This is a genomic window from Novosphingobium sp. MBES04, assembly GCF_000813185.1.
GTDB classification, from domain to species: Bacteria; Pseudomonadota; Alphaproteobacteria; order Sphingomonadales; family Sphingomonadaceae; genus Novosphingobium; species Novosphingobium decolorationis.
The window spans coordinates 622137-643567 of record NZ_DF850488.1; the positions used below are offsets into that span (position 1 = coordinate 622137).

At 62.4% G+C, this 21431-nt stretch carries 18 protein-coding genes and 2 pseudogenes; 5 read left to right on the plus strand and 15 right to left on the minus strand.

What is annotated here, in order from left to right; genetic code table 11:
• Positions 1 to 2: 2 nt before the first annotated feature.
• From MBENS4_RS02845 to MBENS4_RS02855, 3 genes are read left to right on the plus strand one after another with little or no spacing between them, the layout of a single operon-like run.
• On the plus strand, positions 3 to 1307 hold the full coding sequence (locus MBENS4_RS02845) for a multicopper oxidase family protein (protein WP_242404752.1): 1305 nt from the start codon (positions 3 to 5) through the stop codon (positions 1305 to 1307).
• 13 nt (positions 1308 to 1320) lie between these two features.
• Positions 1321 to 3660: a heavy metal translocating P-type ATPase gene (locus tag MBENS4_RS02850; protein WP_039388622.1), complete on the plus strand. Its 2340-nt coding sequence runs from the start codon at positions 1321 to 1323 to the stop codon at positions 3658 to 3660.
• 29 nt (positions 3661 to 3689) lie between these two features.
• On the plus strand, positions 3690 to 4181 hold the full coding sequence (locus MBENS4_RS02855) for a hypothetical protein (RefSeq protein WP_242404753.1): 492 nt from the start codon (positions 3690 to 3692) through the stop codon (positions 4179 to 4181).
• A gap of 17 nt (positions 4182 to 4198) precedes the next feature.
• On the opposite strand, the gene MBENS4_RS02860 is transcribed toward MBENS4_RS02855, so the two are convergent.
• Positions 4199 to 6151, minus strand: coding sequence for a cytochrome c/FTR1 family iron permease (locus MBENS4_RS02860; protein ID WP_039388624.1), 1953 nt, complete (start codon positions 6149 to 6151; stop codon positions 4199 to 4201).
• Between the two features lie 96 nt (positions 6152 to 6247).
• Entirely contained in the window at positions 6248 to 6865 is a 618-nt protein-coding gene (locus tag MBENS4_RS02865) for a cation transporter (RefSeq protein WP_039388625.1), read from the minus strand.
• 75 nt (positions 6866 to 6940) lie between these two features.
• Here MBENS4_RS02865 and MBENS4_RS02870 point away from each other — a divergent pair, with 75 nt between their 5' ends.
• The gene (locus MBENS4_RS02870; protein WP_039388626.1) at positions 6941 to 7339 is read left to right on the plus strand and encodes a MerR family transcriptional regulator; all 399 of its coding nucleotides are present in this window, start codon (positions 6941 to 6943) and stop codon (positions 7337 to 7339) included.
• 22 nt (positions 7340 to 7361) lie between these two features.
• Here the strand turns inward: MBENS4_RS02870 and MBENS4_RS27520 are convergent, their stop codons facing one another.
• On the minus strand, positions 7362 to 7619 hold the full coding sequence (locus MBENS4_RS27520) for a hypothetical protein (protein ID WP_445321513.1): 258 nt from the start codon (positions 7617 to 7619) through the stop codon (positions 7362 to 7364).
• Between MBENS4_RS27520 and MBENS4_RS02880 the strand changes: the two genes are divergently transcribed.
• Positions 7554 to 7739 (plus strand): hypothetical protein, encoded by a 186-nt coding sequence (locus tag MBENS4_RS02880; protein ID WP_039388628.1) that lies wholly within the window; start codon positions 7554 to 7556, stop codon positions 7737 to 7739. The genes MBENS4_RS27520 and MBENS4_RS02880 overlap by 66 nt on opposite strands.
• Before the next feature lie 66 nt (positions 7740 to 7805).
• On the opposite strand, the gene MBENS4_RS02885 is transcribed toward MBENS4_RS02880, so the two are convergent.
• The 12 genes and pseudogenes from MBENS4_RS02885 to MBENS4_RS02930 all read right to left on the minus strand — a co-directional run bounded on the left by MBENS4_RS02885 (position 7806) and on the right by MBENS4_RS02930 (position 21403).
• Complete coding sequence (locus MBENS4_RS02885; RefSeq protein ID WP_039388629.1) at positions 7806 to 8495, minus strand: ZIP family metal transporter; 690 nt, start codon at positions 8493 to 8495, stop codon at positions 7806 to 7808.
• Between the two features lie 71 nt (positions 8496 to 8566).
• Entirely contained in the window at positions 8567 to 8860 is a 294-nt protein-coding gene (locus tag MBENS4_RS27120) for an aldehyde dehydrogenase family protein (RefSeq protein WP_255352634.1), read from the minus strand.
• Positions 8861 to 8975: 115 nt separating this feature from the next.
• Positions 8976 to 9188, minus strand: a pseudogene (locus MBENS4_RS27125) (aldehyde dehydrogenase family protein); the annotation flags it as partial.
• Positions 9185 to 10824, minus strand: a pseudogene (locus MBENS4_RS02890) (acetolactate synthase large subunit). The pseudogenes MBENS4_RS02890 and MBENS4_RS27125, both read right to left, overlap by 4 nt.
• A gap of 3 nt (positions 10825 to 10827) precedes the next feature.
• A complete protein-coding gene (locus MBENS4_RS02895; RefSeq protein WP_039388630.1) occupies positions 10828 to 11874 on the minus strand; it encodes a hypothetical protein in 1047 nt (348 codons plus the stop codon).
• 117 nt (positions 11875 to 11991) lie between these two features.
• Positions 11992 to 12621, minus strand: a complete 630-nt coding sequence (locus tag MBENS4_RS02900; RefSeq protein WP_039388631.1) for a cation diffusion facilitator family transporter — start codon at positions 12619 to 12621, stop codon at positions 11992 to 11994.
• A 13-nt stretch (positions 12622 to 12634) separates the two neighbouring features.
• Positions 12635 to 13060: a SpoIIAA family protein gene (locus MBENS4_RS02905; RefSeq protein ID WP_242404754.1), complete on the minus strand. Its 426-nt coding sequence runs from the start codon at positions 13058 to 13060 to the stop codon at positions 12635 to 12637.
• Positions 13029 to 15107 carry a heavy metal translocating P-type ATPase gene (locus MBENS4_RS02910; RefSeq protein WP_242404755.1) on the minus strand — a complete coding sequence of 693 codons (2079 nt, stop codon included), beginning with the start codon at positions 15105 to 15107 and terminating at the stop codon, positions 13029 to 13031. The genes MBENS4_RS02905 and MBENS4_RS02910 overlap by 32 nt, the downstream gene beginning before the upstream one ends.
• A 182-nt stretch (positions 15108 to 15289) precedes the next feature.
• Entirely contained in the window at positions 15290 to 15637 is a 348-nt protein-coding gene (locus MBENS4_RS02915; RefSeq protein ID WP_039388633.1) for a DUF190 domain-containing protein, read from the minus strand.
• A gap of 37 nt (positions 15638 to 15674) precedes the next feature.
• Positions 15675 to 18950 (minus strand): efflux RND transporter permease subunit, encoded by a 3276-nt coding sequence (locus MBENS4_RS02920; protein ID WP_084591927.1) that lies wholly within the window; start codon positions 18948 to 18950, stop codon positions 15675 to 15677.
• 25 nt (positions 18951 to 18975) lie between these two features.
• Positions 18976 to 20124, minus strand: coding sequence for an efflux RND transporter periplasmic adaptor subunit (locus MBENS4_RS02925; protein ID WP_039388634.1), 1149 nt, complete (start codon positions 20122 to 20124; stop codon positions 18976 to 18978).
• A 13-nt stretch (positions 20125 to 20137) separates the two neighbouring features.
• Positions 20138 to 21403, minus strand: coding sequence for a TolC family protein (locus MBENS4_RS02930; RefSeq protein WP_039388635.1), 1266 nt, complete (start codon positions 21401 to 21403; stop codon positions 20138 to 20140).
• Positions 21404 to 21431 lie beyond the last annotated feature (28 nt).

Below are 21431 nucleotides of genomic sequence, written 5' to 3' on the forward strand. Positions count from 1 at the left end.
TCGTGCCCGGCACGGCGTCACCGACGATCGGTATCGACGCATCCTATCTCGGCCCGACCCTCGAAATGCGCCGCGGCGAACAGGTTCGCTTTCACATCGACAACAAGCTTGCCGAAGATGCGACCGTCCACTGGCATGGTTTCGAACTTCCCGCCACAGCGGATGGCGGGCCGCACCAGCTCATACGGCCCGGTGAGCGCTGGAGCCCGTCCTTCGAAATACGCCAGCGCGCTTCGTTATACTGGTATCATTCGCATCTGCATCGCCGGGCCGGACCACAGGTCTATGCCGGACTTGCTGCCCCGATCTACGTGCGCGACGAGGAAGAGGATCGCCTCGATCTGCCGAGCCGGTACGGTGTAGATGACATACCGCTCGTCGTGCAGGATCGCGTGATCGACGGCGCGGGCCGCCTTGTTTACCCGCTCGATATGCACTCGCGGATGATGGGGGTGATGGGTGAGCGCATCTATGTGAACGGAACGGCCAATGCCGTTTTCGAGGCGGCCGCCGGTCCGCTGCGCCTGCGGCTTCTCAATGGATCGAATGCGCGGTTCTACACCTTCTCGCTCGAAGGTGATCGTCCGATGCAACTCATCGCAAGCGATGGCGGCCTGCTTGCCGCGCCAAGCGAGGTTCGCAGTCTTACCCTTGCCCCAGGCGAACGCGCACAAGTGATCGTCGATCTTTCCGAAGGGCGCCCGCTCCGGCTGATTGCCAGCAGCCCTGCTAACGCCATGGGCATGATGGGCGGACAAGGCGGGGGTATGTTGGGCGGCGGAATGATGGGAAACCGGGCCGATCGCGAGAGGCAGGGGCGCACGTTTTCGATCCTCGATATGTGCCCCTCCGGCGCGGGGACTCCAGTAACGCTCCCGCCCATCCTGGCCACGCTTGCCGCGCCAGACCCCTCGCTCGCCGTTCGCAGCCGCCGCTTCGTACTCGATATGGGCATGATGGGTCGGGGCATGTCGATCAACGGCCAGACCATGGACATGGATGTCATCAACCAGCGCGTACCGGTGGGTCAGTGGGAAATATGGGAAATCGCCAACGCATCGATGATGGCCCATCCCTTTCACATTCATAATGTGCAGTTCCGCTTGCTCGACCGGGACGGCCGGCCTCCGCGGGCGGAAGAGGCAGGTTTCAAGGACACCGTCATCGTCAATCCGCGTGAACAGGTCAGGCTGCTGTTGCGGTTCGAAGAGAATACCGATCCCGACACTTCCTACATGTATCACTGTCATATCCTCGAGCACGAGGACGCAGGCATGATGGGGCAGTTCGTGGTCACGGCCAATTAGGGGAGAACGACAAATGAGCGATGGGCACAATGCGATCGAGGGCACGGCGACCGACCCCGTTTGCGGAATGAGCGTGAAGATGGACGGCGCCCGCTTCATCGATCGACACAAGGGTGGCGACCATTACTTCTGCTCCTCGCGCTGCCTCGACAAGTTCCGCGCGGATCCGGAGATGTATCTTTCAAAGGCGCACCTCGATGCTGTCGAGGATGTCCCGGAAGGTACGATATACACCTGTCCGATGCATCCGGAGATCCGGCAGCCGGGGCCGGGCTCCTGCCCGATATGCGGGATGGCCCTCGAACCCGAAACGGTGACCTTGAACGAGGGTCCCGATCCCGAACTGGTCGACATGCGGCGAAGGTTCTGGTGGAGCGCGCTCTTCACCCTGCCGCTCTTCGCTTATGCGATGGGCGACATGATCCCGTCGCGACCGTTCGATCAGATCATCGAACCCGCTTTCGCGCAGTGGCTGCAGCTTCTGCTGGCCACTCCGGTGGTGCTTTGGGGCGGCTGGCCCTTCTTCACCCGCGCGCTGCAATCGGTCCGAACCATGAACCTCAACATGTTCACCCTGATCGGCTTCGGCGTTGCCATCGCTTATCTGTTCAGCCTTGTGGCAACCCTCGCCCCGGACATCTTTCCCGAGGCTTTCCGCGATCATGCGGGCCGGGTCGGCGTCTATTACGAGGCAGCAGCGGTTATCACGACCCTCGTGCTGCTCGGGCAGGTGCTCGAACTCAAGGCGCGCGGATCCACATCGAGCGCCTTGCGGGCGCTTCTCGAGCTCGCGCCCCCGACCGCGATGAAGATTTTCGGTCGCGGGGACGAGCGCGAAGTTCCGCTTGATGAATTGACGTCTGGGGACCTTCTGCGCGTGCGTCCGGGCGACAAGGTCCCCGTCGATGGCACGCTCGAGGATGGAAGCAGTGCCATCGACGAATCCATGATCAGTGGCGAGCCCATTCCCGTCAAGAAAAGCGCTGGCGATCCCGTGATCGGGGGCACCGTAAACCAGACCGGCAGCTTCACCATGCGCGCGACGCAGGTCGGCGCGGACACCATGCTCTCGAAGATCGTGCAGATGGTGGCGGAGGCGCAGCGCAGCCGGGCACCGATCCAGCGGCTCGCCGACCAAGTCACCGGATGGTTCGTGCCCATCGTCGTCCTTGTCGCTATCGTGAGTTTTGTCGTCTGGGCCATCTGGGGACCGGCACCGGCCCTTGCCTACGCGCTCGTCAACGCGGTCGCCGTTCTGATCATCGCCTGTCCCTGCGCGCTCGGACTGGCGACGCCAATGTCGATCATGACCGGCACCGGCAAGGGAGCCCAGCACGGCATCCTGATCAAGAACGCCGAAGCGCTCGAAACGCTGGAAAAGATCGATACGCTGGTTGTCGACAAGACCGGCACACTGACCCGGGGCAAGCCCGATCTTGTCGACGTAAAACCGCAGTCAGATTTCGACGAGCAGGAGTTGCTGAGCCTTGTCGCTGCCGTTGAGAGAGGAAGCGAGCATCCGCTCGCCCACGCGATCGTGGAAGGGGCTCAAAACAGGGGCGCTGCCATTCTCGACGCTTCCGATATCGAGTCCGTGACCGGCGAAGGCATCCAGGCAAATGTCGACAAGCGCCTGGTCGCGATCGGGAATGAAAAGATGATGGAGCGTATAGGGGCGCTCGAAGAAGGCTGGCGGTCAACGGCGGACGAAGGCCGAAGCCTCGGACAGACGGTGATGTTCGTGGCCGTGGACGGGGCACCGGCAGGCCTTATCGCGGTCGCCGATCCGATCAAGGCAACCAGCCGCACCGCTATTGCCGCGTTGCATGAGCGCGGCATCAAGATCGTGATGCTTACCGGCGACAGCGAAGCCACCGCGCGTGCGGTAGCAAGCCAGGTCGGTATCGACGAAGTCGAAGCGAACGTCTCGCCCGAGGACAAGCATCGCAAGATCGAGCAGTTGAAGAGCGAGGGTCGCCGGGTGGGCATGGCCGGCGACGGCATAAACGACGCGCCGGCGCTCGCCGCTTCGCATGTCGGGATCGCGATGGGAACGGGCACCGATGTCGCGATCGAAAGCGCGGGCGTGACACTGGTGCGCGGCGATCTCGTCGGCGTTGTTCAGGCCCTCGTCCTGTCTCGAGCGACCATGCGCAACATCAGGCAGAACCTGTTCTTTGCCTTCGCCTATAACGCGCTCGGCATTCCGGTCGCGGCAGGTGTTCTCTATCCGTGGACCGGGTTGCTTTTGAGCCCGATGATCGCGGCCGCGGCGATGAGCCTGTCCTCGGTATCGGTGATCGGCAACGCCCTGCGCCTGCGCGGCCTCGCTCTCCCCAAATTCGATACCTGAGCAATGGGTGCGGGACGGAGATGGCAAGAGTGACGGATAAGACGATGCAGGATCAAAACCAAATCTCTGAGAAATCGCGCGAATGGCGCGGTGCTCATCCAGCGCTCTGGATCGCCATCTTCGGAATTCTCATCGCTTTCGCCTGGGAGATGCTCCAGCTTCCTTTCTACCAGTCGGGAGGTCTGTCGCCTGCCGAGGCAGCACGTCGCTGCGGCCTGGCCTCGTTCGGCGATGCCGGGATCATGGTGGCCGCTTATCTCGGCGCCTCTGTCGGCAGTGGTAAAACGCCGTGGCTCGTAGACTGGCCGATCTCGCGTTTTGTCGTGTTCCTGGGAATCGGCCTGGCCATTACTGCCATGGTCGAAGTGCTGGCTGTCGGTGCCGACTGGGGGTGGTCCTATAGTGCAATCATGCCGCTTGTGCCCGGGACCAAAATCGGCCTGGTACCGATCGTGATGTGGGTCGCGGTTCCCACGGCCACCTTGTGGCTCGCGCGCCGTCTCGGCACCGGACCCCGCTGATCGCAAACCGGGATCTCCTATCCCTCGACAGCTGCCGGCTGCGGTCCCGATGGTGATCGACTTACCCGAAATCCGGCAATCAGGGCCAGCAGCGTGAGCAATTGCGCGCCGATCGTCTCGACAGTCGGGAAGAAGCCGAGTTCGGCGAGGCGCGGCAAGCCGGCAATGAAAGTGGCGGAAAGAACTCCGGCCTCCTGGAAAGCGCCCACGCCCTTGCCCGCGAGAATGACCGCAAGGATCGCAATCAGGATAGCACTGTAGCGGAAGAACTGGGTGATCGGCAGTTTGCGGCTGTAGCGCAGCATGGCCCATGCAATGAGCGCCAGCAGCGCGACTGCGGACAAGGCACCTGCCAGTATGATGCCGCTGCTCTGCGGGTTCCACAGGGCAGCGTAGAACAGGATAGTCTCGAACGCTTCCCGGTAGACGACCACGAATGCAAGACCAAAGAGAAACCATGCCGATCCGCGCGAGAGCGCCTTGCCCATTTTTTCCTGGATATAGCGCCGCCATTCCTCGGCCTGGGATTTGCCGTGCATCCAGATCCCGACCGATACGAGAATGACAGCCGCAAGCAGCGCGCCGATCCCTTCGGTCATCTCGCGGCTCGCACCGCTGATGCTGACGAAGTAGGTTGCTACGACCCAGGTAGCGACACCTGCAAGAAGAGCAGCGATCCACCCGCCATGGACATAGGGCAATACCTCGGAGCGCTGCGACTTTTTCACAAAGGCGATCATGGCGATAACAACCAGAAGTGCTTCGATCCCCTCGCGCAGCAGGATGGTGAACGCCCCGAGAAAGGTCGAGATTTCGCTGGCCGCCTCAGGAGCCAACGCTCTCTCGGCTCTGGCCAGCAGACTATCGATGCGAGCCCGCTCTTGCTGTAGTTCGGATGGGTCCGCACCGGACTCTATTGCGGCCCGAAATTGCCCGAGCGCCTGTTCTACCTCGCGCATCAAACCGCCATCGCGCGTTGCCAGGAGGGCCTCCAGGGGTTCGAAACCGTCGAGATAGGCAGACAGTGCAAGCTGCCGCGCTTCCTCTCGGTTGCCAGCCCGATAAGCTGACAGGCTGCGATCGAGCGTATCGCGAACGAAGGCGAGCGAACCTGCGTCATTTGCCTGTCCCACCGCATCGGGATTGGCGCGAAGATAGGCCATGACGGCGAGCGCACGGTCCTCGCCGATTTGCTCGGCCAGACGTTCCGGTGTGAGCGCGGCGAGCGTCTCGAGATCGGGGACAAGCTGGCGTATGCCATTATCTTCCCGCCAGATACGCTCGCCTTTGGCTACATCTTCTAAAGCAATGCTGCCGGCATAGAATGCAAGCGCCCAGCGATCCTCGTCGGACAGCGATGCGAAGCTGGCCATGGACGTTCCTTCCAGCCCTTGCGTGATGACCTGGTAAAGCCCGAACGCACTGCGCTGCCGCGCCCGGTCGATATCGGTAAAGTCGATCGGCGCGGGATCGAGCGCCTGCATTGCGGCTGGTGGCGCACTTCCGGCTGCGCCGTGGCACGAGGCACAGTTCTGCGCGAAGAGAGTGCGGGCGCGGACAAGGTCGGGCGCCTGCGAAGGGGCGAGCGGAACCGGGTAGGCTGTCAGCAACGAGGCTGCCAGCGCGCGCGAGAAGCGCGCAACTCGCTCGGCGGGTTCCTTGTTGGCGATCAGAGCTCGCAGCTGGTCTGATCGGCGGATGAGCTCTTGATTGTCGTTAATGTCCGGCAATACGGCGACCTGTCGCGCCACGACATCGGAAAACTCCACCATTTCGCGATATTCGAATTCGTCGGCAACACGTCCGTTGGAAACCGCGGAGGCGTAGTCGACCGCGATATAATCGAGCAAACGCCAAGTGGTTCGCACATCGGGCTCTTCCGCGCTCGCGGTGGCGGACAGACACAGCGCAAGCGCCAGCAGAATGAGCCGCAGTGCCGGATGGACGGTAGCGGAGACGATGCGATGCATGAGGGAGCTCTATAACTTGTGCAATTAATTCGCAATAGCAGGGTATAGACGGAAACGTATTTCCCCCAATCCGCAATCGCGGGCATATTCTGAAGTTTAGGTAGAGCGCAGTTCGCCACGTGCCTGTTTGAAGACCTCGGCACTTCCCCACACCGCCAGTCCTGCCATGATGCTCGCCACAACCAGATCGGGCCACGCACGGCCGGTGCCGAAAACGCCAATCGCTGCCGCCAGCACGGCGATATTACCGATCGCGTCGTTGCGCGAACAGATCCACACCGAGCGCATGTTCGCATCGCCCGAGCGATACCGGAACAGCATCGCGGCGACGGCGAGATTTACCGCCAGAGCAAGAGAACCGATGGCGCCCATCGTTCCAGGCTCGGGCGACGCCTCGACAAAGAAACCCCAGATGGCCGAGCCGAGCACCCACACGCCGAAAGCCAGCATGGTCGCTGCTTTCGCAAGGGCCGCGCGTGCGCGCCATGCAATAGCCATTCCGGCAACTCCGAGACTGATGGCGTAATTGGCCGAATCGCCGAGAAAATCGAGGGCATCGGCCTGCAGTGCGCGCGAATCAGCTGCTATCCCGGCCACGATCTCAACAGCGAACATGATGGCGTTGAGAGCGAGGGCCACCCACAGGATCCGGCGCCATTGCGGATCGTTATGGGCATCGCCGACATCGGCGGCATCGCAACAATTCTTCGCCATCCACTCGACTCCTGGTTTCAAGACCGCCTATGCACCTTGTAGCCACTACAAGGTCAAGCGATTGGGGATGATGGTATGAGAATTGGTGAGGTCGCGCGCAAAACCGGCGTCAAGGCGGAGACGATCCGCTTCTATGAGCGCGAAGGCATTTTAACTGCCCCGCCCCGCACCCGATCCAACTATCGCGATTACGGACCTGACGAGGCGGCGACATTGACCTTCATTCGCCGGGCGCGCGATCTCGGCTTTTCGATGCCGGATGTCCGCGAACTGCTCGAGTTATCGAACGAGGACGATCGATCTTGCGCTGAGGTCGATTCATTGGCGCGTGCGCATCTTGATCAGGTAGAACGAAAGATTGCCGCCCTGCAGGTCATGCGCGATGAACTCTCGCGCATGATCGCAAGCTGTGAACAGTATACCATCAGCGATTGCAGGATAATCGATACTCTTGCCGCTTCGCATGGCCCCTGACGATCAGGGGAACCTGCGACAGTCAGCGCCTGCGGATTTCATTTTCATTTGCCATCCAGGGAACGCGGTGCTCGGGGACAAGCGCATTATCGCAACCTGGCGCTCGGCACGCCTCGAAAGACGCATGTCCAATTGCGAACCGTTCGGCAAGAAGGCTTCGCAGTTGAACCTTGAGGTCCTCGAAAGCATCTAGCGAGGTTGACGATAGGACGACGTGCGTCTCAAGCGCACGATGATGCTCGCCAAGGTTCCAGACATGAACGTGGTGGACGCTTTCGATACCTTTCTGATTTTCGAGAACGGCAACGATCCGGTCGAACTCCAGCCCGTCGGGTACTGCGTAGGCGCTTCGGATTGCGCTCCGGTTGCGACGCTCACTTCTCCGTCAAGAGCGCCCTAGCGCTTCATGCGGTGATTGGCGAAGCGAGCGCGCAGGCGGCGCGCGAGAGGGCAAGCGGAAATTCGACTAGACCGTCATCGCCTCTTCCAACATCAGCAAGAGAAGAAATCCGACGAAGAACATCGACGCGACCAAAGGCCCTTCGGGTGACTCGTGCGCGTCAACCAGCAATTCCTCGGTCACCAGATAGAGCAGCGCAATGAGTCCGAAGGCGAACAGGCCCGTCAGAAAGGCCGTGGGCAGAACAGCGGCGGCCGTCCCAGCGAGGGTTCCCAGCGGCAGAAGCAGTCCGACGGCAGTCACTGTCAGCAGCAGTTTGCCGGTGCGCCAGCCCCGGCCAGCAAGGCCGAGAGCAAGCGCGACACCGATGAACAGGACCTCGAGGGATAACGCAATTGTGAGAAGCAGACCAGTTTGCAGCGCGGCAGTAAAGCCGATTCCCAGCACCAGTCCGTCGATGAAGAGATCGACCCCGATGAGCGTCGTCAGCGCCAGCGGCCCTTCGAACTTCTCGCCAATGCGCTTGATCGCCAGCATGAGCACGACGCCGAGGGCGCCGCCGATCAGGACTGCGACGGGCGAGACGGTATGCTTGAGGGCCGGGAGAATTTCGCCCGCCGCCGCCGCAAAGACGACCCCTGCCGCCAGGTGTTGAACGCCTGCGGTGAAGGCCGGACCGGGCCGGCGCCAACTCGCGTAGGCAGCCCCGGCAATCACGGCGACGAGCGGCACAAGGGTGTAGAGGAGCGCCTGCATTCGCTAAGACCCGTCTTTCCAGGCTGTGTCGCCTGACACGCCACCGCCGCGTTCGCCCTCGCCCGAAATTTTCAGTCGCGGACCGCCGGCCTTTTCGTTTCGCTTGTGCGACGATTGCCCAGCCACGGAAAGAGCGCGCCACCATCGGGCAAACCTGCTTCATGAAGAATGTTTACGAAGCTTCGACATGACAAGGGCGTTTCCAACGCGGGCTTGATGAGGACAGGACAACCTGCGGCGACCGCGGGTCCAAACTGGACGATCAGGTTGAGAGGGTGATTGAAAGCCGAGATTGCAACGACAGGACCGATCGGCTCGCAGAACGTGTACGCCGTCCGCCCCGCACCGGCCGGGGTAAGATCCATGGGGATCTCGCAGCTGCCCCCATCGAACTGCACCTGAACCCACAGTTAGACGTCTGTTGACCGCGCGCTCGGTTTCCACACGGGCATCGGCCAGAGGCTTGCCGCCCTCGCGGACAATCTGAAGCGCAAGCTCTTCGGCGCGTTCGGCCATGATTCCGCCTGCCCGCCGAAGGATGGCGATACGATCATACACCGGAAGCCATGCGCTGCGGTCGCTGTGGAGCGATGTCGCATCGTTCAGCCAGCCATCGATTTCAGGCCATTGGGCGAGTGGCACTTCGGCGATGGGTTCGCGGTCGAACGGGTTGTGTACGGTCGTTTTTTTCATAGGTCGCAGACCTTCGCGCCCAGTTCGTCGATGAGAACCTTATTGTTTTCGGAATAATCGACCGGGAGATCGACCAGATGGACGCCGCCTGCCTTGAACGCGGCATCCAACACGGGGATGAGCTGCGAGCTTTGTTCGATCCGGTGGCCGGTCGCCCCATAGCTCTTTGCATAAGTTACGAAATCGGGGTTGGCGAAAGTCAGACCATAATCAGGAAAACCGAGCTGGTCCTGCTTCCAGCGTATCATCCGTAGGCCGCATCATTCAGAACCAGAACGACGAGATCGAGCGCGAGCCGGACGGCGGTTTCGAGTTCCTGCGAGTTCATCATGAATCCGCCGTCTCCGCACACTGCCAGGACTCGCCGTCCGGGCGACAGCATGGCTGCCATCATCGCTGACGGCAGTCCCGCGCCCATCGTCGCCAGAGCGTTGTCGAGGAGAATGGTCCCCGGCTCGTGCGCGATGTAGTTGCGTGCGAACCAGATCTTGTAGATGCCGTTGTCCAGCGCGACGATATCGTGGCGCGCCATCACACTGCGAACGTCGGCCACCACACGCTGAGGCACCATGGGGAACCGATCGTCATCACTCGTCTCCCGAAGGTGAGATGCGATCTCCTTGTGGAGGGCCGTGTAATAGCTCCGGTCGCAATTCAGCTTGCCATCGAGGCGTTTCCCCAATCGCTCGACCGATCCGGCGATGTCGCCGATGACCTCGAGTTGGGGAAAATAGACCTGGTCGACCTCAGCTGCCTTGTAATTGATGTGAATGACAGTCTGACCGTCGGGCTCCATGAAGAAGGGCGGTTTCTCCACCACATCGTGCCCGATGTTGACGATCAGATCGGCCTTCTCGATCGCGCAGTGGACATAATCACCCGATGACAGAGCGGCTGTCCCGAGATAAAGCTCGCTGTTCTCATCCACGACGCCTTTGCCCATCTGGGTATCAAAGAATGGAAATCCAGTTTGTGCCACAAATCGCCGCAGCGCCTTCGAAGCGCGCCAGCGGTTCGCGCCCGCGCCGATCAATAGCAGAGGCCGTTCGGCGGCTAGAATGCGCTTTGCCGCTTCATCAAGCACCGCGTCTCCGGCGACAGCATAACGCCGATCGTGCGGTGGTATGATCGGCTCGATCGTATCTTCCTCAGCAATGTCCTCCGGCAACTCTAGCAGAACGGCGCCAGGTCGCTCCTCTTGGGCCAGGCGAAACCCCTCGCGGACCAGCGAAGGAATACGGTTCCCGTTCACGATCTGCGTTGATGCCTTGCACAAAGGCCTAAACAGCGAAACCACATCCACGATCTGGAATTGTGCCTGCTTCGACGTCTTGATTGGTTTCTGCCCGGTGATGATGATGAGGGGGAAAGCCCCGAGCGCCGCATAAGCGGCAGGTGTGGTAAGGTTTGTCGCACCAGGCCCGAGGGTCGCCAGGCAAACGCCCGCCTTGCCGGTCAGCCGCCCATATGTCGCAGCCATGAAGCCCGCGCCTTGTTCGTGGCGAGTGACCACCAGTTGAATCGAGGACGTACGCAGGGATTCGAGCAAATCGAGATTCTCCTCGCCCGGAACGGCGAAGATGTACTCGACCCCCTCGGCCTCGAGCGCGGCGACAAAGAGGTCAGAGGCTTTCATGGGTTATCTTCCTCGCTGAATCGGCGATCTCGCGGAACGCCCCACCCGAAAGGATACCGCGAACGAACGGTCTATAGGACGCTGATCCCGACCGCGAGAACGGATGTGCCTCTCGCTCAGACGTTGCACGTCGGAGGGAATGACTCTGACGGCCATGAACGAAATGACGATGGGGTTCGGCCAGCAGATGGTTTCCATACAAAAAAAGGAGGTGACTTCGACGGCCGCCGATGGAGACGGATGACCAAACGAACCGGAGGCTTGAGGCGGCAAAACGGCCTCGATCCCCTCGGCGAGCAGCATCAGGGCAGCAAGGCTGGCAATCAGGACTGAAAGACCACGCCCAAGTCTGGGAGCGGCGGATTTCGTTTGATCAACAAGACCGAAAGCCCCGACCATGAGGGATCCCGCCTCGAATGCGAGCAACGCCGTCACCACCTCGGGGGTTAGCAATTTGAGCAAGGAATATGTTCCGAGTGCCCCGCCGAGAAACAGAATTGAAGCAATCGCGAAGTTGAGGCCAAGCTTCCTTTTGGCACCGTTTGGGGTTACGGATATGTCTGGAATCTTTGGCCACAAAACTGCCCAGGCCATGGCAAGGCCGATTGCAATTTTTAGTTCGACGTCGCGCGACGCGATGGCGGCGGTTCCAAAAATGAGCCCACCGGCGAGTGCCAGCGCCGCGGTTCGAAAGTTCTTGCGCCAGCCATATTGCCGATCCGTCGGCCCCTCGTTCGCCATACGGTTCCGAGTGAGCCATTTTGATGGATCCAAACCAAGACACGCGGCGAAGCTCAGGCCTCCCGCCAACATGGCCAGGGTTTCCGGCGGTCCGAGGGCCTTCTCGCTGGCGAGTTCGAAAAGAAGAATAAGAGCGAGACCCAGGGCAAACCCCGCCGACAGGAAGGCGGCCAGATCCCCGGCAGGCTGCGACAACAGAAGGCCGCGGACGCACAGAACGGTCGCCCCTGCAATCACTGCCATGAGGATGCCTACGGTCAGGACGTGCGAAAGTCCTTCGGAAGCGATAATAAGATCGACCAAGGTCATGCAGAGAACGCCGTTTCGCAGCGACGCCGCGTCGAAGCTTCATGTCGGCATGTCGCAACGGCCTGGATACAATTCGGATGGCTTAACGTCCGACGGGCCTGGGTGAAAACCTTCCAATCACCGCCCGTCGCTCTGGCGGTTCGCTCTTTCCTCGTCATGTTTGTCGGAGTGCGCATCCCGGAGGATATCGATCCCGCCGTATAACGCGATGCCGGCGACCGCGACGCCCACCAAGAGATCGGGCCAGTTCGCGCCCGTGATCATCACAATGATACCGGCAATGATGATGCCGCCGTTGGAGATGAAATCGTTGAAGCTGAATGTGGTCGCCGCGCGCAGGTTGACATCCTTGTGCTGCATTTTCTGCAGCAGGCGGAGGCAATAGAGGTTCACGATCCCCGCTATAGCTGCCATCGCAATCATCAGGATGCCGCCGGGATCGGATCCCTCCAGGTAACGTCGGACGGCGTCGGCAATGACGCCGCCGGCGAATATCAGGAGCATGATCCCTGAAAAACGCGCGGCGCCGCGCTTCCAGCTTCCCGACCGCGACAACGCAAGGAGGCTGAGGCCGTAGACGATGGCATCCGAGGAGTTATCGAGACCATTGGCGAGAAGTGCGTTCGAGTCCGCAAAATAGCCACCAACGAAGAAGCCGACCGCGATCGCGACGTTGAGCCACAGAACGATCCACAATGTCCGGCGCTTGTCCGCCGAAGCCAAGTCGAATTCCGCATCATCGGTCATCGCATTGCCCCTTTCAAGTCTCCAGCCACCGCTTCGCCTGTGCTCGCTCCTCGCGTTCGAAAAAGCGCATCTTTGCAGAAGGGAAGAGGGGATTCGACAGCTTGGTTCCCCACTCCTCCCATCTCTTGTCGCCAACGACAGCGATCCGCCCAAAGCTGTCCTTGTGTTTCACGTCGAACTTCAGATCGCGCCAGAGCCCGCCCAGATCCCAACCGGCAAAGTCGTCATCCAATTCAATCAGCATCGGAAGGCGCCCCGCCCCGCGCGCGGCTGCTTCTTCGAAGGCGGGCACGAAGCGATCATAATCCGCCAGGGTGAGTTTGCCGCCCGCTCTGATGACAAGGATGCGGTCTTCTTCGGTTAGTTCCAACATATTCAAACCTCGCAGGCTGTTTGACTTTTCCTTTTCAGACACCGGGTGGGCGGTGTCGCGGCCCATCACGATAGGCAAGCAGTCGGAGCGCGTTGAACACCACGACCAGGGTCGAACCTTCGTGCATCGCGACCGCGGGACCGATCCCGAGGCCGAGAATTGTCGCCGGCACCAGCACGGCGACGACGCCGAGGCTTACATAGACGTTCTGTCGAATGATGGATTTCGTGCGCCTGCTGAGGCCGACCGCAAAGGGGAGATGCGCCAGGTCGTCGGCCATCAGTGCGACATCGGCCGTTTCCAGCGCAACATCCGATCCGGCCGCACCCATGGCGATGCCGACGGTGGCGTTCGCCATCGCCGGGGCGTCGTTCACGCCGTCGCCGACCATCGCGACCCTCGTGGTGTCGCGGATGGCCTTGATGACTTCGACCTTGTCTTCGGGGAGAAGATCGCCGCGCGCCTCATCGATGCCGACCTCGGCGGCGACCGCATCAGCGACCCGCTGATGATCGCCCGAGATCATGATCATGCGCTTGATGCCGAGCGCACGCAATCGCATCAGAGCATCCCTGGCGGGTCCCCGCGGGGTGTCCATCAGACCGATCGCGCCGAGATCGCGCCCGCCCATGCGCACGGCCACGCTTGTCTGACCGGCCCGGCGCAGCCGATCGATTGCCGCCTCCATGTCCGCGGACAATGGGGCGAGCCCCTCGACGCCGAACATCTCGGCCTTGCCGATGATGACATTCTCGCCGTCGATCTTCGCCGAAACACCCCGGCCGGTCAGGCTTTCAAGTCCCGTGGCGCGGGGGATGGGACTATCGCCCACGTGCTCGCGGCCGTGTTCCGCGATTGCTCGCGCAAGCGGGTGATCGCTCAGGCTTTCGACGGCGACCGCAACCCCCATCAACTCTTCTTTAGTCACGCCCGCTGCGGGCACGATCTCCTGGATGCGTGGCTCACCCATGGTCAGCGTGCCTGTCTTGTCGAACGCGATCACGTCGAGCGATCCCAACAGTTCGAGTGGGGCTCCGCCTTTGATCAGCACACCGCCCCGCGCGGCGCGCGCAATTCCCGAAAGGACCGCGCTGGGCGTGGCAATCGCGAGCGCGCAGGGACTGGCCGCGACGAGCACCGCCATGGCCCGGTAAAAGCTGTCGCGAAACGGCTCGTCGACGACCACCCAGGCAAACAGGAGCAGCACCGCGAGCGCCAGCACGGCAGGCACGAAGATCCGCTCGAAGCGATCGGTGAAGCGCTGCGTCGGAGATTTCCGCGTGTCGGCCTCGCTCACCATCTTCACCACCTTGGCGAGCGTCGTCTCGCTCGAAAGGCGGGTCACTTCGATCTCGATCATGCCGCTGCCGTTGATGGTCCCGGCGAAGACCCGATAGGCGGCATCGAGCCCGTCCGGGTCGGCGCGCGCGGCCTCGTCGTTCATCACGAAGCGCTTGTCGACCGGCATGCTTTCCCCGGTCACCGGGGCCTGGTTGATCGCGGTGATGCCCTTGACGATGAACCCGTCCGAGGGAACCCGCTCGTCGGGCCTGACCACGACAATCGCGCCAACCGTCAGCTCCTCGACAGGAACTTCGCGAAGTTCGCCATCGTCACCGCGCACGGTGGCGGTTTTCGGAGCGAGTTCGGCAAGCGCCTCGATCGCGCGCTTCGCGCGGCCCATGGCGTAGTGTTCGAGCGCGTGGCCAAGGCTGAACAGGAACAGCAGAAGCGCACCTTCGGCGAACGCGCCGAGCGCAGCGGCCCCCGCGGCCGCAACGAGCATCAGCGTGTCGATCTCGAACTTGCGCTGCTTCAGATTGTCGACCGACTCGCGCACGGTGAAGAAGCCGCCGAAGAAATAGGCTGCGAGGTAAAGCGCGGTGGGTGACCACCCGGGCGCATCAGCCACGAGCTTGTCGATGGCGAAGCCGATAGCGAGCAGGCCGCCGCAAATGAGCGCAAATATCAGTTCCGAGTTCGCGCCGAGCGGGCCGCCATGTGCGTGATCGTGATCGTGCTCGTGCTCGTCGTGGCCCTGATCGGGCGGCGGCGCGCCGGGGGTGCCGCATTCGGGCGCGGGAGATTGTTCGAAGGTCTGTGGCGGTGTCATTCTTGAACCTTAGGAGCTTCGCGCAAGAACAGCCGCGAAGGCCGCGTCTTGAGTGGAGCCGAGCACAATTGTGTCCGGGGCGAACGCGCCGCATCCAGCTGTCCCCCGCTCCCAAACTGGATGGACGTGGAGTCGGCGCAGAAGGCGGCCACGAGTTCGCTTGCTATCTGGCGTTGGCTCATTCAGGCCTCGCGTTTGCGGGGATGGTCGGCGGCGAAAAGGATTTCCACCGCCTCGAGAGTGATGAGCCCGATGCCGTGCATATCCGCGAGTTGCGGGACGAAATCGCGCAGCCGGTCTTCGCGGTCGACGAGCTCGATGACCATCGGCGGATTATCGCCGATTCCCAGCGAGTAGTGCCGATGCACCGCCGAACCCGAAGCGAAGCCGAGCCGACCGCGCAGCACGGTCGCCCCGGCCAGGCCCGCCTGTCGCGCCCTGCCGACTACGACGTGCACGGCTTCTTCGTCGCCGTGCATCGCTGCCTCATCGGTATAAATCCGCATCAGCATGGATTTGGTCTGCGTCATCGATGCTCTCCTTCAATCTTCACTCGGCAAAAGACGATCACACTGCGCCCCGTCGCCGCCAGCGCGCGAGAGGGCCGAAAGTCGGCAGCGTGGGCATCCATTTGCGAAGATCCCATCGCGCTCCCCCGTCGCCCTGCCGTGCCAGGATTAGGCGTGTCACCGCCGGCAGGACGAACAGGGTAAGGATTGTGGCCGTGATGAGACCGCCGATCACAACGATCGCGAGCGGCTTCTGCACTTCAGCGCCGGTTCCGGTCGCAAGCGCCATCGGCACGAAGCCGAGCGAGGGCACGATCGCGGTCATCAGCACTGCCCGGAATCGCTCGACGGCACCGCCATAGATGGAGTCATCGAGCGACATCCCTTCGCGCAATCGGCCCTGCATGCTCGTCATCATCACGAGTCCATTGAGCACCGCCACACCGGCAAGAACGATGAAGCCTACCGCGACCGAGATCGAGAACGGGAGTCCGGTCAGCGCCAGCGAGAATATCCCCCCGGCGATCCCGAGCGGGACCGTGACGAAAACGGCCGTCGCCATGCGCAGATTGCCGAGCGCCATGACGAGAAGGCCAAAGATAACCAGGCCCACGATGGGAACGACCACGCCGATCCGCGCCTGCGCGGCCTGGAGGTTCTCGTACTGCCCGCCCCACTCGAGATAGGCACCCGAGGGCAGCTGAACCTGTTGCGCGATCTTCTGCTTCGCCTCGGCCACGACCGAGCTGACGTCGCGCCCGCGGACGTTCAGCTGCACCACGACTCGCCGCTTGCCGTTTTCGCGGCTGATCTGGTTCAGCCCCTCAACCTCCTTGAGGCTTGCGAGCGAGCGCAAGGGAACCGACCGGCGTTCGCCTACCCCCTCTTCTGGGAGCATCACCGGAAGCGCCCCGATCGCATCGAGATCGTTGCGCACCTCGTCCGGCAGGCGAACCACGATGTCGAACCGCCGGTCGCCCTGGAAGACGAGACCGCTTTCGGCTCCCCCCAAGGCGGAGGAAACGGTCGCCGCCACTTCATCGACGGTCAGGCCATGCGCGGCGATGGCTGCCCTGTTGAATTCGATGTCGAGCGTTGGAAACCCTTCGGTCTGTTCTACTGAGACTTCGGTCGCACCATCGATCCCCGAAAAGATCGCTGCCAGCTGGTTGGCAGCAGCGGTTAGCTGCTCCAGGTCGTCGCCGAAGATCTTGACCGCGATGTCGCCGCGCACGCCGGCGATCAACTCGTTGAAGCGCATCTCGATCGGCTGACTGAATTGGAAGTCGCTGCCGATGCGCTTCGAGATCGCCTGCTCCATCTGTTCGATCAATTCCGGCTTCGACAGGTCGGGATCCGGCCATTCGTCGCGCGGCTTGAGGATGACGAACGCATCCGAGATGTTGGGCGGCATGGGATCGCTGGCGACCTCGGCCGTTCCTGTCTTCGAATAGATGTAATCGACCTGGGGAAATGCCGTGACCGTCTTCTCGATACCAAGCTGCATTTCGAGCGACTGATCGAGCGAGGTCGAGGGAATCCGGATCGACTGGATCGACAGATCCTGCTCGTCGAGCTGCGGCATGAACTCGCTGCCAATGAAACCAAAGACGACCAGCGAGAACGCAAACACGCCGAACCCCGCTAGCGCCGCTCGTTTGGGCCAGGCCAGCGCCTTGCGCAGCGCCGGCTCGTACTTGGCCTTAAGCCACGCGACCAGGCGTACTTCCTTTTCGGCAACCTTGCCGCGGATCAGGAGTGCGAGGAGGGCCGGGACCAACGTCAGCGAGATGACGAACGCTGAGAGGAGTGCGAGCATCACCGTGATGGCCATCGGCGAGAAGGTCTTGCCTTCCACGCCCTGGAAGGTGAGCAGCGGGACAAACACGAGCAGGATAATCGCTTGTCCGAATAAAGACGGTCGGATCATCTCTCTGGTCGACGCGATGACCTCCTCGAGCCGCTCACCGAGTGCGAGCAGGCGTCCTTCCTCATGCTGGCGTTCGCTGACCCGGCGCAGGAAGTTCTCGACGATGATCACACTGCCATCGACGATCAGGCCGAAGTCGAGGGCGCCCAAACTCATCAGGTTGCCCGAGACACCGACCCGGTTCATGCCGATCGCCATCATCAGGAAGGACAGGGGAATGACGAGCGCGGTGATCACAGCAGCGCGGAAATTTCCGAGCAGCAAAAATAGCGACGCGATCACCAGGAGCGCACCCTCGGTCAGATTTTTCTCGACCGTGGCGATCGTCGCGTTGACGAGCTTGGACCGGTCGAGCACGACATCGAGTTCGATGTCGGGCGGCATGGTCGGCGCAAGTTCGGCGAGGCGATCGCCCGCAGCAGCAGCCACGGACCGGCTGTTCTCGCCCAGAAGCATCAGGGCCGTTCCTACGACCGCTTCCTCGCCATCCTTGGAGGCGGCGCCAGTACGCAGATCGCCTCCGTTCTGCACGCTGGCGACGTCGCGCACGTGTACCGGGATCCCTTCGCGACGCGCGATGATAGCGTCCTCGATTTCCTCAATCGTGCGGAAGCGCGCGTCGGAGCGCACCAGAAACGCTTCGCCGCCCCGCTGGACGTAGTTGGCGCCGACCGACAGGTTGATGCTTTCCAGCGCGCTCGCGAGTTCGTCGAAACCAATGCCGAAGGACGCCATACGCGTCGATGACGGCGTCACCACGAACTGGCGCGCATACCCCCCGATGGAATCGACGCCTGCCATGCCGTCCACGTTGCGAATCTGCGGGGCGATGACCCAGTCCTGCAAAGTGCGCAGATAGGCCGCGCGCGAGACGTCGTCGGTCAGACGCTCGCCCTCGGGCGTGAGATAGGAGCCGTCGGCCTGCCAGCCCGGTCCGGTGCGTCCCGTTTCCCGCGTTCGGTCCGCGTAGCTCACCGTCCACATCAACACCTCGCCCAGACCGGTCGAGACCGGGCCCATCGAGGGCTCGGCCGTTGCGGGCAGGTTGTTGCGCACTGTGGTGAGCCGCTCGGCGACCTGCTGGCGGGCGAAGTAGACGTCGGTGCTGTCGCTGAAGATCGCGGTAACCTGCGAGAAGCCGTTGCGCGAGATTGAGCGGGTCGATTCCAGCCCCGGAATGCCGGCAAGTGAGACCTCGACTGGGTAGGTAACCAGGCGTTCGACATCGAGCGGAGAGAGCGTCGGATCGACTGTGTTGATCTGGACTTGGTTGTTCGTGATGTCCGGCACCGCGTCGATCGGCAGATTGAGGAGGTTGATGGTTCCCCAGATCGCGACCGCCGCCGTTAGGAACAGGACGAGGATGCGGTTGCGGACCGACATCTCGACTAGACTGGAAATCATCTTGGCAACTCCGGCTCAATCTGGATCAATGTTCTGCTTCGCCGCGTCCGAGCTCTGCCTTGAGCAGGAACGCCTTGCGGCCCGCGATGCGCGTGCCAGCGGCAAGCCCACCAAGGATCTCCACCCTTTCCGAAGTGCGCGCGCCGACCTGCACGGGTTGGACCTTGAAGCCGTTGGCGGTCCGGACGAACACGACATCCCGGCCGTCCACCGATTGCACGGCCTCGGCCGGCACCACCAAGGCACCGCCTGTTCCTTCCGGTGTGCGACTTTCGATCCGCACTCGCACATATTCGCCGGGCAGGAGGCCGGCGCCCGAGGCCGGGGCAAGGACGACGGTTGCCGAGCGGTTCTCGACATCGGCCGTGGGTGTCACGCTGAGCACCCTGGCGGTAATTTCCCCGCCAGGCGCTTCCACGCGTGCCGCTGCGCCTGCGGCGATGCGCCGGGCATCTTCCGCCGGAACCGCGGCCTCGATCTGCACGCTGTTGGCGTTGGCTATGCGGTAGAGTTCGTCTTGAGCCGTCACGTACGAACCGAGGACCACCGGCGCGCCCGTCACCCTGCCCGCAATCGGAGAGCGTACGGCAATGGTGCGGCCCGACGCATTTGCTGCCGCCGCGGCCTGCCTTGCCCGTGATACCTCGGCGAGGGCTTGCTGGTATTCTGCCCGAACTGTTTCGAGATCCGCACGCGCCGTTACCTGCTCATCAAAGAGCTTCTGTTCACGTTCGAGCCTCGTCCGCGCGAGTTCGGCGCGAGCCTGCGCCGAGGTAACATCGGCAGTTATCGCCGCCGCTTCCCGGCTGTCGATCGTGGCTACGGTCTCGCCGCGGCGAACAGGGTCGCCCAGCCTTTTCGCAATACGTGCGACCCGCCCCTCCGCGCCCGCGCTGAGCACGGCTTGGCCTTGCGGCGATGTGGCGACGCTACCTTGAGCGATGATTTCGGCACCGAGCGAACTCGCGCTTGCGGCTACTATGTCAAGCTGGGAAGCCTTGATCTGCTCATCGGTAAGCTCAACAATCCCTTCGGCTGCATGATTTTCTTCCGACCCTTCGGTCGCTACTGCGTCCGAGCTCTCGGTCCCGTCGCCTCCCCCCCACAACCAGAGAACTGCGATTAGAATAAGCACGGCTCCCACCAGCGCTACGATCAGATTTCTGCGGTTCATTTTTTGAAGACTCCTAGAGCGCTGAAAGACGGATGAGACGCGCCGCAGCCTGTCCGCGGGTCTCCTGCGCATCGATCAGCGCGTTACGGATGGCATCGCGCGCTTCGGCGGCGCTAAGAACTTCGATAAGCGGAAACCGACCTGCCCGGTATCCGATGCGAACCAGGCGCAAGGCCTCTTCAGCCTGCGGAAGCGATGTGTTCGACAAAGTGTCGACGCGTGCTTCAGCGGCCAGGAACTCGGCGCGCGCCTGCGCGACTTCCTGCCGGAAATCGGCTCGAACGATAGCTTCGCGCGCAGTAGCCGCTCGCAGCCGCGCTTGGGCCGCGGCTATGTTCCCCTGGTTACGGTCCCGGAACGGGAGCGGGATGGCCACGCCGACGAGGAAGGCGTTGTCCTTGCTTTCGGAGAACCGGCGGACGCCGGCCGATATGACCGGGTCCGGCACGCGCAGCGACTGCTCGCGAGCAATCGCTGCTTCTGCGGCTGCGGACTCCGCCCGCGCGACTTGTAGCCGCAGGGTGTCCTCGCTTGCGACAAGCCCCGCGGGTGGTTCGATGTGCGGAATGTCGGGAGGAACGGAAGGAAGTGTTTCGGACGCGCTCCACAGCGATCCGAGAGCCGCGCGCGCCGCAATACTCGCGGCTTCGGCGGCCTGCAGTTCGGCTTCGGCCTCCGCTAGCGCCGCCTTCGCGCGAAGGGCCCGCAAAGGCGGCTCGCGCCCTGTCTCGACTAGCAAATCGGCTATGCGGGTTAGTTCGCGATTGCGACCAACGATATCCTGGGCCAGCTCGACCCTCGCGGCGGCGGCGGCGGCACTGACGTAGCGCTCCCGCACAGAAAAGCCCAGTTCCGCTAACGATAGATCGCCTCTGAGCGAGGTGACACGCGCTTCGGCTTCCGCGGCCCGAACGCGCGCACTCCGCTTCCCTCCCAGCTCAATGCGCTGGCCGACGGCTAACGTGTATTCTGTCGCCCGGAGACCCGAAAACGCACCGGTTCCGGCTATATTTTCAGCCTCGAATGATACTTCGGGGTTCGGGCGTAGTCGCGCTTGCCCGACCAAGGCTTCGGCCGCTTCCTTATCGGCGCGCGGTCCAATTATACGCGGATTGAGTTCCGGTCCTTGTCTCTGCTGATCCAAGTCCTCCGAAGCCCCCGCACGGACCAGCGCGCCCTCCAACGTCAGGAGATCTTGCTCCTGCGCGGCCACCGACGTGGCAGTAGCGGCGAAGAGCAGCCCTCCAAGGAGGACTCCTCGCCAATGAATGGCTGACATTTTTCGAAAATTCCTCTGCTGACGATCC

What these genes read in the sequence shown, in the direction of transcription:
- MBENS4_RS02850 (WP_039388622.1), top strand. Translation starts at nt 1,321, where the DNA reads ATGAGCGATGGGCACAATGCGATCGAGGGCACGGCGACCGACCCCGTT.
- MBENS4_RS02860 (WP_039388624.1), bottom strand. Translation starts at nt 6,151, where the DNA reads ATGCATCGCATCGTCTCCGCTACCGTCCATCCGGCACTGCGGCTCATT.
- MBENS4_RS02865 (WP_039388625.1), bottom strand. Translation starts at nt 6,865, where the DNA reads ATGGCGAAGAATTGTTGCGATGCCGCCGATGTCGGCGATGCCCATAAC.
- MBENS4_RS02870 (WP_039388626.1), top strand. Translation starts at nt 6,941, where the DNA reads ATGAGAATTGGTGAGGTCGCGCGCAAAACCGGCGTCAAGGCGGAGACG.
- MBENS4_RS02885 (WP_039388629.1), bottom strand. Translation starts at nt 8,495, where the DNA reads ATGCAGGCGCTCCTCTACACCCTTGTGCCGCTCGTCGCCGTGATTGCC.
- MBENS4_RS27120 (WP_255352634.1), bottom strand. Translation starts at nt 8,860, where the DNA reads ATGGATCTTACCCCGGCCGGTGCGGGGCGGACGGCGTACACGTTCTGC.
- MBENS4_RS02895 (WP_039388630.1), bottom strand. Translation starts at nt 11,874, where the DNA reads ATGACCTTGGTCGATCTTATTATCGCTTCCGAAGGACTTTCGCACGTC.
- MBENS4_RS02900 (WP_039388631.1), bottom strand. Translation starts at nt 12,621, where the DNA reads ATGACCGATGATGCGGAATTCGACTTGGCTTCGGCGGACAAGCGCCGG.
- MBENS4_RS02905 (WP_242404754.1), bottom strand. Translation starts at nt 13,060, where the DNA reads ATGGGCCGCGACACCGCCCACCCGGTGTCTGAAAAGGAAAAGTCAAAC.
- MBENS4_RS02910 (WP_242404755.1), bottom strand. Translation starts at nt 15,107, where the DNA reads ATGACACCGCCACAGACCTTCGAACAATCTCCCGCGCCCGAATGCGGC.
- MBENS4_RS02915 (WP_039388633.1), bottom strand. Translation starts at nt 15,637, where the DNA reads ATGACGCAGACCAAATCCATGCTGATGCGGATTTATACCGATGAGGCA.
- MBENS4_RS02920 (WP_084591927.1), bottom strand. Translation starts at nt 18,950, where the DNA reads ATGATTTCCAGTCTAGTCGAGATGTCGGTCCGCAACCGCATCCTCGTC.
- MBENS4_RS02925 (WP_039388634.1), bottom strand. Translation starts at nt 20,124, where the DNA reads ATGAACCGCAGAAATCTGATCGTAGCGCTGGTGGGAGCCGTGCTTATT.
- MBENS4_RS02930 (WP_039388635.1), bottom strand. Translation starts at nt 21,403, where the DNA reads ATGTCAGCCATTCATTGGCGAGGAGTCCTCCTTGGAGGGCTGCTCTTC.